The 12,310-nt window shown below is 74.0% G+C and carries 8 protein-coding genes and 1 pseudogene; 5 read left to right on the top strand and 4 right to left on the bottom strand.

Going from position 1 to position 12,310, the window contains the following annotated elements; all coding sequences use genetic code 11:
* Positions 1 to 589 precede the first annotated feature (589 nt).
* Positions 590 to 1,852, top strand: a complete 1,263-nt coding sequence (locus tag AC6EXY_RS05945; protein ID WP_243407125.1) for an aminotransferase-like domain-containing protein — start codon at positions 590 to 592, stop codon at positions 1,850 to 1,852.
* 38 nt (positions 1,853 to 1,890) lie between these two features.
* Here AC6EXY_RS05945 and ddaH read toward each other — a convergent pair.
* A pseudogene (gene ddaH, locus AC6EXY_RS05940) lies at positions 1,891 to 2,697 on the bottom strand (dimethylargininase); the annotation flags it as partial.
* 393 nt (positions 2,698 to 3,090) lie between these two features.
* Between ddaH and AC6EXY_RS05935 the strand changes: the two are divergent.
* The 3 genes from AC6EXY_RS05935 (at position 3,091) to AC6EXY_RS05925 (ending at position 6,973) form a co-directional block, all read left to right on the top strand.
* Positions 3,091 to 4,011 (top strand): ABC transporter ATP-binding protein, encoded by a 921-nt coding sequence (locus AC6EXY_RS05935; RefSeq protein ID WP_101830052.1) that lies wholly within the window; start codon positions 3,091 to 3,093, stop codon positions 4,009 to 4,011.
* Positions 4,012 to 4,156: 145 nt separating this feature from the next.
* Positions 4,157 to 4,435: a GlsB/YeaQ/YmgE family stress response membrane protein gene (locus tag AC6EXY_RS05930; protein ID WP_207770135.1), complete on the top strand. Its 279-nt coding sequence runs from the start codon at positions 4,157 to 4,159 to the stop codon at positions 4,433 to 4,435.
* A gap of 207 nt (positions 4,436 to 4,642) precedes the next feature.
* Positions 4,643 to 6,973 (top strand): serine/threonine-protein kinase, encoded by a 2,331-nt coding sequence (locus AC6EXY_RS05925; RefSeq protein ID WP_243407126.1) that lies wholly within the window; start codon positions 4,643 to 4,645, stop codon positions 6,971 to 6,973.
* Between the two features lie 89 nt (positions 6,974 to 7,062).
* Here AC6EXY_RS05925 and AC6EXY_RS05920 read toward each other — a convergent pair whose 3' ends face one another.
* A complete protein-coding gene (locus AC6EXY_RS05920) occupies positions 7,063 to 8,199 on the bottom strand; it encodes a glutamate ABC transporter substrate-binding protein (RefSeq protein WP_243407127.1) in 1,137 nt (378 codons plus the stop codon).
* Entirely contained in the window at positions 8,196 to 9,923 is a 1,728-nt protein-coding gene (locus AC6EXY_RS05915) for a GlnX family signal transduction membrane protein (protein WP_101830053.1), read from the bottom strand. The genes AC6EXY_RS05920 and AC6EXY_RS05915 overlap by 4 nt, the downstream gene beginning before the upstream one ends.
* A gap of 369 nt (positions 9,924 to 10,292) precedes the next feature.
* On the opposite strand from AC6EXY_RS05915, the gene AC6EXY_RS05910 reads away from it, so the two are divergent.
* Complete coding sequence (locus AC6EXY_RS05910; RefSeq protein WP_499818165.1) at positions 10,293 to 10,883, top strand: HD domain-containing protein; 591 nt, start codon at positions 10,293 to 10,295, stop codon at positions 10,881 to 10,883.
* 47 nt (positions 10,884 to 10,930) lie between these two features.
* Here AC6EXY_RS05910 and AC6EXY_RS05905 read toward each other — a convergent pair whose 3' ends face one another.
* On the bottom strand, positions 10,931 to 11,716 hold the full coding sequence (locus AC6EXY_RS05905) for an alpha/beta hydrolase (protein WP_499842309.1): 786 nt from the start codon (positions 11,714 to 11,716) through the stop codon (positions 10,931 to 10,933).
* Positions 11,717 to 12,310: the final 594 nt, after the last annotated feature.

Raw genomic sequence — 12,310 nt, 5'->3', positions numbered from 1 at the left:
ATCCGGGCCGTGGTGACCACGTGCCCCTCACCTCACCTCCGCCGCACCAGGTCCTACCTGTCTCGGACTCACGGCGACCGCCCACCCCACCGCTGGCACCGCGAGCTCGCGGACCCTTCCACCGTATCGGTCCCAACCGACACCGAGCGCGATCGCCGGCCGGCGGCGGAGCGTCGCCCGCCTACCGATGAGGAGGAAACACCCGCCACCACCACGAGGAGTAGCATGGCACCCGTCCATCATCTGGGAGAAACAGCCCACATGGTGAGACGGGCCGAGCGAGTTCCCGCTGGAACGCCATGTTTGGTCGCCCGCGACGGGCCGCGACACGCGGTGCGGCGTCGGGAGTTGACGTGCCGGAATGCCGCCGAGATCCGGTGGGCGGTCGGCATGCCGGCGGGCCGCCGGATCTCGGCGCACCGTGTGCGGTCCAGGCCGGTTGGCCCGCCATCCCCGCCCCGTCCTGATCCACGCAGACCCGCGGTCCGCCGATCCGTGCCCGACCATGCGTCCGTGCTGGCGGGACCATGAGTCGACCGGGCATCGGTGCATGCCAGGCCGAATTGGAGTTCCCCTAGCCATGTGTTCCGTGGACTCGCGGACCGCCACGCCGTGCGCCCCCGCTCCCGCACTCGCCCGGCGGGCCGCCGGACTGCGCTCCTCACCCGTGCGCGACCTGCTCGCCCTCACCGCCCGCCCCGAGGTCATCTCGTTCGCCGGCGGTCTGCCCGCCCCCGACCTCCTCGACGCGGCCGGCATCCGGCGCGCCTACGACCACGTGCTCGCCGAGCCCTCCGCGCGGTCGCTGCAGTACTCCACCACCGAGGGCGACCCGGACCTGCGCGCGCTGCTCGCTGGCCGCCTCGCGCGCCGGGGCCTGCCGACGAGCCCCGACGGCCTGCTGGTGACCACCGGCTCCCAGCAGGCCCTGGCACTGCTCGGCACAGCGCTGCTGGATCCCGGCGACGTCGTTCTCGTCGAGGACCCGACGTACCTGGCCGCGTTGCAGTGCTTCGGGCTCGCCGGCGCGCGCGTGATCGCGGTCCCGACCGACGACGACGGTGTGCGACCTGACGACCTCGACCAGGCCGTGGCACGGCACCAGCCGCGGCTGCTCTACCTCGTGCCCACCTTCCAGAACCCGACCGGGCGCACCATGCCGGGACACCGGCGGCGCGCCGTCGCCGAGATCGCCGCGCGACGCGGCCTGTGGATCGTCGAGGACGACCCCTACGGCGAGCTGCGTTTCGAGGGCGCCGCCGAGCCGTGGATCGCCGCCGACCCCATCGCCGCCGACCGCACAGTCCTGCTCGGCAGCCTGTCCAAGACGATGGCACCGGGCATGCGGCTGGGCTGGCTACGCGCGCCCGACCCTCTGCGACGCGCGTGTGTGATCGCCAAGCAGGCCACCGACCTGCACTCCTCCACCATCGACCAGGCCGCCGCGGCGCGGTATCTCCGCGACGGCGCCCCGGCCGACCCGAACCCACCGGCGGTGGGCCCCGCCGCCGGCCCCGACGGCCACGTCCGGCGGATGTGCGCCGCGTACCGCGAACGCCGCGACACGATGCTCGCCGCGCTACCGGCCGCGCTGCCCGCGGGCAGCCGGTGGACGACGCCCCGCGGCGGCATGTTCGTCTGGGTGTGGCTCCCGGCGGGGTACGACGCCACCGCGCTGCTGCCGGTGGCCCTCGAGCACGAGGTCGCCTACGTCCCCGGCGCCGCGTTCTTCGCCGGCCGACCGGATCCCTCGACGCTGCGGCTGTCGTTCACCACGCATCCGCCCGAGCGTATCGCCGAGGGAGTCGCCCGCCTTTCCCGCGCCCTTGGTGGTGCCATGGTGTCCGCGTGAGGGCGACCGGCGCCGGCCGCGCCGCGCAGTTCCAGGGTGGCGCACTTGATCCCGCCGCCCGCGTGGCGCAGTTCGCCGACGTCGATGCAGATTGGGTCGAATCCCCGTGCGCGCAGCGCCGCCGCGAACCGGTGCGCGCCCGCCGGCAGCACGACGTGACGTCCGTCGCTGACCGCGTTGAGCGCGAGGAGCAGCGCCTCGTCCTGCGGCACCGTGATCGCGTCAGGGAACAGACGTTCCAGGTGGGCCCGGCTCGGCGCGTCGAACGCCGCCGGCAGGTAGGCGACGAGATCCTCGTCGAGGACACACAGCGCGGTGTCGAGATGGTAGAAGCGCGGGTCGACGAGCCGCAGTGGATGGATCGGGCGTCGCAACAGGGCGGCCACCTCGGCGTGGGCGGCGGACTCCGTGCGAAAGCCCATACCGGCGAGGATCCCCGCGCGGGTGAGCAGGAAGTCGCCCTCGCCCTCGTTGACGTAGCGGGGCCGATGAGCGCCCCGGGGCGCCAGGGCGGCGAGCCTGCGCAGGTAGAGATCCTCCTCCTCGCGGCGATGCGGGAATCGAAACCGCACCCCGACCGCGCGCCCGTCCACGACGACCCCGCCGTTCGCCGCGAACACCATGTCCGGCAGCCGAGGACGCGGCTCGATCAGCTCGACGGTGTGCCCGAGGCCGCGGTAGAGCGCCTGCAGTGCCTCCCACTGCGCGCAGGCCCGCGCCGCGTCGACCGGTCTGTCCGGATCCATCCACCAGTTGATGGCATAGCGGACGTCGAAGTAGGTCGGACGACACATGAGGTAGCGACGAGTGATCGCCCGGCGGCGGACCGCCACTCCTGCCGTCATCGCCGACACATCCTTCCCTGCCTGCGGGCCCTGCCTGCGGGCCCTGCCTGCGGGCAGGCGCTCCGAGAGGACGCCCGCCCAGGGCGCCGACCTGGTGGCCGGTACCAGCCGAGGAACCGGCCCCGCCCGCACGACCAGCATCGCCCCACGACGCTGCCCGTCCGGAAGGGTGGAGAGGACGACCACGATGCCTGTGCGCCCGCCCTTGCCGGGCTCGCCCCGCACACCGCGCCACCTCCGCTCCCCGATGTTCCCGTCCAGCGGGATCGCCACGCGCTCGGCGGGCCTGCGCGGCGCCGCTCGCGACACCGATCACGGCGCCTCCACCCCGCACCGCGTCGTCGCGGCCCGCACCGGCGCGGTCGCCTCGCCCGGGCCCACTGGCGTATCCGCATGACCACGCGACCCGCCTCCACCACCGGACCGGCCACCACGCCCACTCCCCCGTCCGGCGCTGATCCCGTACCGGTTCCGCGGCTCGCGGCCCGGTCGACGACCCCGCGCCCGCCCGTGCTGCGTGCCGACGCCGTGTCCTTGATCCGCGACGGGCGCGAGCTGCTCACCGAGATCGAGCTCACCGTGCGACCGGGGGAGCACTGGGCGCTGCTCGGCCCGAACGGCGCGGGCAAGAGCACCCTGCTGAGTCTGTGCGGCGCCGTGCGTCATCCCACCCGCGGCAGCGTGGAGGTGCTCGGCCACCAGCTTGGCCGTGTCGACGTGCGTGCGCTGCGCGGTTGGATCGGGCATGTCGACCCGCGCCATCCACTGCGCAGTCCGCTGACTGTCGAGGAGGTCGTCCTGACCGGGGCGACCGGCTCCGTCGAGCTCGTCCCCCGTTGGCGCCCGACGGCCCGCCAACGACGACAGGTGGAGGATCTCCTCGCCCTGCTCGGCATCGCCGCGATCCGCGAGGCGCGTTGGCCGGTGCTCTCCCAGGGGGAACGAGGCCGGGCGCTCATCGCGCGGGCGCTGATGCCCGAACCCCGGCTCCTTCTGCTCGACGAGCCCGCGACCGGGCTCGACGTCGCAGCCCGGGAACGCCTGCTGACGAGCATCGAGACGCTGGCCGACGAGCTCGGCGACCTCGCGAGCGTGCTCGTCACCCATCACCTCGAGGACCTGCCGATCAGCACCGGGCACGCGATGCTGCTGCGCGGCGGACGAGTGCTGGCAGCCGGGCCGGTCGACGACGTGCTCACCTCGGAGCTGGTCAGCGCCTGCTTCGATTACCCGATCGAGGTATGCCGCACCGAGGGGCGATGGTCGGCGCGGGCACCACGGCGAGCACGTAACCAGAAGGGCCGACCTTCCTGACTCGGGCCCCACCCGCGTGTTCTTTCGCGAAAGCGGCTGTTTGACAGATATCTCCCCGGGGACATCTCCGCGCGATCATCCGGCGAACAGATGGGCGGCGCACCCCGCACCGCCGCCGGCCACGACACAGACAGCGGAGGTCCCCGTGCTCTGGTTCATCATCAGCATGATTCTGCTCGGACTCGTGGCGGGCGCGGTCGCCAGGCTCCTCGTTCCCGGCCGGGACCCGCTGAGCATTCCAGCGACGATCGTGCTGGGCATTGTCGGCTCGTTCGTCGGAGGATTCCTCGGATTCGCGCTGTTTGGTCACGACTTCGACGAGGGTGCCTTCCAGCCTTCCGGTCTCATCGGCTCGGTCATCGGGGCGATCATCGCGCTGCTCGTCTACCGGGCGGTCCACGGTCGCCGGCCCGTCCACCACTGACCCCGTCCGGGCGGACCCAGGTCACCACTGACCCGGGTCCGTCCGGTGGCTCGGCGCGACGGAGGCCGCCGCCCATGTCAGGCTGTCAGCGCACCCGTGCTTTCACCCTCGGCTATCGCCGCGGGCGAGCGGTGACGGAGGGCAGCAGTCAGTGACGGCGGCCGCGTGCCAGCCGGTGGGGCATGGTCGCGCGGACGGGCGGTGGTCATGGCGGAGCACCAGGACGGTCAGCGGGACGGCACGTCGTCGCCCGGCAAGCGCGACCTGACGCCGCGCTCACCGCGGCACGGCCCGCCCCCCGGCGAGGCAGGCGGCACGCAGCGCTGGTTCGAGCCGACCGAGCCCACCCGGGGCATGTTCACCGGTTCCCCGCGACCCGGCGACGGCGGCAGCGAGGAGCAGGCGATCGCCGCGGGTGCCGTCCCGGCGCCGCGCGCGGTGATCGCACCCCGGGGAGCGCCCCGGGATCCGCTGCGCCTGCCCCGTCGGATCGGGCCAGCGCCCGGCACCACGCCGCCGCTGCTGGACGCCCCCAGTGTCCCCATCGGGCTGCGGGAGTGCGCCGGGTGCGGCGCGCCGGTGGCCCGGCCCGGCCCGTCGGGCGCGGTGGCGCTCGACGGCGTCTGCGAGGGCTGCGGCCACCGCTACTCGTTCACGGTGAAGTTGCGGCCCGGGGAGCGCGTGGGCAGGTACACCGTGCACGGCGTGATCGCTCACGGCGGGCTGGGCTGGGTGTACGCGGCCACCGACGACAACCTCGGCGGAGACGACGTCCAGGCGTGGGTGGTGCTCAAGGGGCTGCTCGACGCGGCGAATCCCGAGGCGCGGCGCATCGCGGAGGGCGAGCGACGGATCCTCACCACCGTGTCGCACCCGGCGATCGTGAAGATCCTGGACTACGTCACGCACGATGGCGAGGACTACATCGTGATGGAGTACGTGTCCGGACTGTCCCTGACGGCACTGGCCGAGGCGGGCCCGCCCAGCGCGGATGGCCGCCCCGTGCCGCCCGTGGTGGCCGACATCCTGCGCTATCTGCTGCGCGTCCTGCCCGCCCTGGGACATCTGCACCGTATGGGACTGGTGTACTGCGACTTCAAGCCGGACAACGTGATGATCACCGCGTCGGGCGTGAAGCTGATCGACCTCGGCGGTGCCCGCCGCCTGGACGATCGTGTCTCCGGCTATCTGTCCACGCCCGGATACCGCGCTCCCGAGATCGACGACGACGGCGAGCGGCCGGCAGGCGTGGACCGGGCCGCGCCCTCGGTGGCGACGGACGTCTTCGCGGTCGCCCGGACCCTCGCGCGGCTTGTCCTGGGCCGCTTTCCCGGCTTCGTCGACGCCTACCGGCACGTGCTGCCCCCGCGGCGCGCCCATCCCCCGCTGCGCGAGTTCGAATCGCTGGATCGGCTGCTGCGCCGCGCCACCGCGACCGATCCGCGGCGGCGCTTCCCGAGCACCACCGAGCTCGCCGACGAGATGGTCGGCGTGCTCTACGAGATCGTCGCGCGCACCGAGGGCCCGGTCCCGCCGCTGGCGAGCCGATGGTTCGATGCCGCCGGGCATCCCACCGGCGAGGCCGGTCCCGCCGGACCGCCCGCTGCCTGGGAGGTGCTGCCCGACCTGCGGATCGACCCGGACGATCCGCGTGCCCCGGCGCTGGCCGCCGGACCCGACGAGGACCCGGCCGCCCTCGCTGCCCGGCTCGCCGCGGTCTCGCCGGTGACCACGGAGGTCCGTCTGTCACTCGCCCGCGCCGCGATCCGGGCCGGGCACCTCGAGCAGGCCGCGCGGACCCTGGATGACGCGGCCACGGCCGCGCCCCAGGAGTGGCGGGTCGACTGGTACCGGGGCCTCGCGGCGCTGGTGGGCAGGTGCCCGGGACTCGCCGCAACGGCCTTCGACCGCGTGTACTCGCAGCTGCCGGGCGAACTCGCACCCCGGCTCGCGCTCGCGACCGCGCTGGCCGACGTGGCCGCTCGGGCGGGTTCGCCGGCCGAGCGGGCGGCCGCCAGGGAACGCGCGGCCGCGCTGTTCGACGTCGTGAGCGTCATCGATCCGGGCGTGACCAGCGCCGCGTTCGGGCTGGCCCGCTGCCGCACCGACGCGACCGGCAAGCTCGACGCCTACCAGCGCGTGCCTCGCTCCTCCTTCGCCTACACCGCCGCCAGGGTGAGGATGATCGGCGTACTGGTCGACCGCGCCGGACGCCCGGACGTACCCGGCGTGAGCCTGGCCGCCCTGCTGCGGGCCGCGGCGATGCTCGCCGATACCCTGCTGGACCTGGGTGAGAGGCGCCGCGCCGAGCTGCGTCGCGACATTCTCGCCACCGGGCTCACGCTGCTCGCCGAGGGCACGCTCACCCCCGACGCCTCCCGTCCCCCGACGCTGCTCGGCTGCCCGCTGGTCGAACGTGACCTGCGCTTCGCCCTCGCCACGACCTACCGGGAGATGGCCCGGCTCACCAGTGACCGCGCCGCCCGGGTCCAGCTCGTCGATCGGGCGAACCACGCCCGCCCCCGCACGCTGTTCTAGGACGTTCTAGGACAGCCGGGGTCCTGCGTTCGGAGCCCGTGGCGAGCAGCCAGCCCGGCCCCTCGGGCGCCCGCGCCACCCGGAGGCACTCAGGACGCGAGGTCGGACAGCGGTGGTCGGCCGGGTACCCGCAGCCCCGGGCGTAGCCACTCGTCGTACAGCCGCGTCCACGTGCCGTCCGACATGATCTGCCGCAGGACCCCGTTCACGAACGCGACGAACTCGTCATCGCCCACCGCGTCCCCGGTGATCGGCATCGCGATGCCGTACGGCTCATCGAGCTGCCCGCCGGCCGCGAACGCCGCGCCGAACGCCGGCGGGCCCAGCACGGTGGTGTAAGGGTCCTGGGCGGCGAGTCCCGCGAGCAGAACATCGTCACCGACGATCGCGTCGACGTCGCCGTACTGGAGGGCCACCAGGCAGTCGGCGATGCGCGGGCGGGTCACCGGCCGCGGCGCGGGCGGGGGCACCCGCGCCAGCTTCTCGCTGGCGGTGCTGCCCGCCGAGGTGCACACCGGGCGGCCGGCGAGGTCGGCCAGGTCGGCGATCCCGGCGTTCTGCCGCACCAGCAGTCGCAGGGTGGACTCGTAGTACACGCTGGAGAAGCGGACCTGGCGCTTGCGCTCACAGGTGATGGTCATGGTGGCGACCAGCATGTCGACCATGTTCGACCGCAGCAGATCCTCGCGTTCGGACGTGGTGACCGCGCGGAACTGGATGTGGTCGTCGACGTCCGCGGGCCCGAAGATGGCCGCGGCCACCGCGCGGGCGATGCCGACGTCGAACCCCTCGAGCCGCAGCGTGCGCCAGTTCATCAGGCCGGCGGGCGGCGCATCGGTGACGATGCCGACGCGCAGGTATCCCCGGTCCCGGGCGATCACGCCCATCCGGCTGCCCGGTGGCATGCGCCCGGGTGTGGGCATGGGCCACAGCGGCGGCTCGCTGGCACGCACCGGACGCCCGTCCGCGCGGCAGGTGCCGTCCGGCCGCGCCGCGGCCCCCGGGTCCGACGAGGCCGGGGTCGGTTCGGCGGGCGCCGGAGAGCGCGGCAGCGGGCCGGCCTCGATCGGCAGGGGGCTGCGGGCCGTGCTGCAGCCTGCCATGACCAGGGCCCCGCAGCAGGCGAGCACGATCGCGGCCCGGGCACGCGCCGCCATGCCCTGATCGGCGCGTGGGGCGCCTCGTCGCGCCGCCGCGGCGACGGCGCGGCCGCCCACGCCGCTCACAGATACTCCCGAAGCCGGGGCCACATGCCTGCCACCGCGGCGAGGATCGCGGCGAGGATCAGCGCCGGCGCGCCCAGGCGGAGCCCGCGCAGCGCGCCCGCGGCCTCGTGGACATCCGCCTCGAACCGGCCGCGAGCGCCGTCGATCGCTGTGTCGAGCGTGCCGACAAACCGGGCGAACGCGGCGGTGCCCGGGCCGAGGGTGCGGGTCACCGCCTCGCCGAACGTGTCGGACGTGCGCGGGTCCCCGCCGCTGGAACCGGCGTCGCCGGGACCGTGCGCGGCGGCCACCACGGAGTCCGGCGAGGAGGCTAGCAGGCGGACCACCGAGTCCCGCACCCGCAGCCAGGACCGCAGCTGCGCCTCCAGGCCTGCGGGCAGATCCGCCCCCTGCCGGTTGTCGAGCGCGACGACGAGCGAACCACGCCGGGTGACCGGCTCGGGAGGCAGGCGGTCCCCGGCGGGATCGAATCCCAGTCCCCTCGCCACCCAGGCGAAGTGCTCGTCGAAGCGAACGCCGTTGCCCAGCGCCGCCAGCGACAGGTTCTCGTCGACGCGGGCCTCCAACGCCAGGGTCTTGGAGCGCGCGAGGAGCGTCATCGGGCGGTAGCCGGCGTCGCGGCCGGTGTCGAGCCGGGTCTGCTGGGTGCCGAACGACACCGCCGTCCAGATGATCGCCGTCAGCACCGCCGCGGTCGCGAGAAGCAGACCTGGGTTGATCAGCCGGTTGGTCCTGCGCACCAGCAGCAGTTGCACTCCCAGCAGCGAGCCAAGCGCGAGACCGGCCGTGACGACGACCGCCCATTCCCCGCGCGCCCCGGTGGCTCGCCGGTAGGCGAGGTCCACCGCGTCGGCATACCGCGCGACCAGGACCTCCGTCGCGGGCAGGATCTGTGTGCGCATCATCGTCGAGGCCGCCCGCAGGTTCGCCTCGCCGACGGACAGGCCGGCCCGGTTGTTCGCCCGGGCCCGCTCCACCATCCCGTTGTAGACCGGAATCGCCTCGGCCAGCAGGTCGAGCGGGCAGGCCACCGACGGCGCGCCCGCCGCGGGGCGCGCGGCCGACCGCGTGGGCGGGCCGTGCGCGGCCCAGCGCGCTCCCGGCCGTGCGACCACGCCCGCCGTTTCCCCGGCCGCCGGACCGGGACGCGCGGCCTGTGACGGGATGGCGACCGACGCCTGCGCCGACCAGGGCGGTTCCATACTCCCGGCCTGGTCGGCGTCAGCAGGGCCGTCGCCGTCGGCCCCGCCGGCGGCACCCGGCGCGTCGTCACCAGCGTCGTCCGGATCGGGGACCGCTGGCAGGACAGCCGGACCGCGCCGAGCGCCCCCGTCCGCAGCGCACAGCCCGGGATCGAGACGACGAAGATCCAGGACGTCACGGGCGGACTCGGCGACGCTCGTCTCGAACGGGGCGTCGCTCTTGATCCCGTCATACCGGTGTCGCAACCGCGCGGCCGGCGCGGCGCGGTCCACCAGAAGCTCGACCGAGGTGAAGACCTCCGCGGCGGCTGCCGCATCAGCCTGGGACAGCGCCACACGCAGCTCCTGCGCCGTCGCCAGCGCGCGGCCCTGGTGGGTCACGAGGTCGTCGGTCGCGTCGAGGCGATGGGCGACGACCGCACGCAGGGTGAGACCGAACATTCCGAGCGTCGTCACGAGCACCGCGAGCAGACCGACCAGACGCACCCCGGCGTCGCAGCGCGCCGCGATGCGGCGCGCCATCCACCGCACCCGCCGTCGTGGTCCCGCCCGGGGACGAGAGGGTCCACCCGCCCCTCCCACGCCGCGCCGGCGCAGCAACCGGTCACGAAGGCCGGTTCCTCCGCGCGGTGCCGGGGGGGGCGACAGGACGACCGTCACACTTACCGAGAGTACGCGCCACGACCACTCACGGTAACTCCATATAGGGTTTCGTCCGATTCGGCGGCACGACACCGCGGTGACCGGCGGCGGGCCTGGTGTGAGTGCCGGGAAGCTGATGTGGGTGCCGGGAAGGGAGTGGGCCGCGCCGTGTGCACATCATCGTTCGAGCAGGGTCAGGATGGCTGTGGCCCTGGCCTCCCCACCGGCACGGTTCCTCCGCCGCCGGGAGTGACCGACGCACGTCTGGCGCGCCAGATCGCCTTTCTGCTCGAGATCGACGGCCTGAAGTCCGTCCTGCGCCAGAGCCATCTGATCGACCTGTCCCGGCGGGAGAACGACGCCGAGCACTCCTGGCACCTGGCCATGCTCGCCGTCGTGCTCGGCGAGTACGCGACGGAGGAGGTAGACCAGGCGAAGGTCATCAGAATGCTGCTGATCCACGATCTGGTGGAGGTCTACGCCGGCGACACGTTCCTCTATGACACGCGCGGAGCCGCTGAGCAGGAGGAGCGCGAACGGGCCGCCGCGGACCGGCTGTTCCCCCAACTACCCGATGACCAGGCGGTGGCGCTACGGAGGCTGTGGGACGAGTTCGAGGAACGCCGCACGCCCGATGCCCGCTTCGCGCGCGCGCTGGACCGCGTCCAGCCGTTGCTGCTGAACTTCTACACCCGTGGCGCCAGCTGGCGGGCGCACCGCGTCACGAAGGCGCAGGTGCTGGCCCGCCGACAGCTGATCGAGGACGGCTCGCCAGCGCTGTGGGAGTACATCCAGGTCATGATCGACGAAGCGGTGCGCCGCGGGTACCTGCTCCCCTGATGCGGCAACGCCGGCGCAGCAGGGGAGCAGGAGTCGGGGCGTGCGGTTCAGCAGTCCCGCAGGGACTCCAGGAACAGCACAGTGCGCGCGGCCACGCTGCGCCGACCAGGCCCGGCCAGCAGGTCGTGGCCGCCGGGGGTGACGCCGAGCTCGGCCCGAGGCGCCGTCCGCGTGGTCATGCGTACCAGCGGCAGCGGGCTGACCTCGTCGTCCGCCCCGTGCATCAGCAGGATCGGCAGGTCGGGCAGGGTCCGCGGCGACGGCTCCTCGACCGGCAGACCGGCCACGGGAACGTGGAGCAGCGGCAGGCCGAGCAGAATCAGGCCGTCGGGCCGCACGGCGGGCGAGCCGACCATCGCGAGGGCCGCGAGCGCGCCGGTATCCGAGCCGAGCAGGACGAACGGCACACCCGGCACCCTGGTCTCCACGACCGCCGGTATCCGGTGCGCGCCGTCAGGCACGACGGTGAGCCGGTGACCATCGAGCGCCAGCCGGTCGGCGAGTTCGGTGAAGGCGTCGGCGTTCTCGCCGCGCCCCATCAGCACCGCGACGGTGGAACGGATGTCCACCCGGGAGCCGTCCGCCGGTCCGGATGAACCGCGAACGGGCGAGACGGGCAGGCCCGTCGGCGTGATCGTGGGGGTCGGATCGGTACGCGCGGCCGGAACCCGCGTGGCCTCCGTGGTGCGGAACGCGCCGGTCGACGCCCACACACGCGCGGCGACGGAACCGGCCGCCGTCGCGGGGGCCGCGGCGCGCGCGGGCGGAAGGGTGGTGGGAGGCGTCCTGGTATCGGAATCGGTGGCGAACGGCGGGCGGATCGGCGACATCATCGGCGCCTGGTTCTCCTTCGCGGGAGGACGGATCGCCGCGGCCGTGATCGGCCGGGCGTGCCGCATACGCGGCCATGGGTGTGATGGGCGTCAGGGGATTCGGGGATAAGGACCGTGGCTACGACCGGCGGACCGGGCATGCCTCTCCTACGGGCGGTACCGCGACCGCCCTGTCGGCTCACCGTCGGTTCCGGGGCCCGTGGCGAGCGTGGCGGCGGGGTGGGTCCAGTGCCGTCGAGGCGACACCGCGGCCCGGGTGGCCGGGCGGTCGGACCGTGTCCCACTCTGCCTGTGGTGACGGCTTCGGCAGGACATGGGGACGGCTGCCGTGATCCGCTTCATCCCACGCCGCCGCCCTCCGCCGCTGGGAGGACGAAAGGGCCGGCGACCCGCCGCATCCCGAACCGTGGAACCGCAGCGCCCATGAGCCGCGGACTCACGACCGAAGCTGCCCTCTCACCGAAGGGGGCGCGCCGGAAGGTGCCAACGCGAGTCGGTGACCATCACCGGGTTCCACCGTCAACGGACGGACACGGCGCGGGCGGACGGTCGGCGGACGGCCCCGACGGGATAGCCGCCGAGAGGGGGAGAGCC

Source organism: Frankia sp. RB5 (assembly GCF_059816245.1).
The sequence above is the reverse complement of the archived record's forward strand: the minus strand, read 5'-3'. Positions and strand labels throughout refer to the sequence as shown.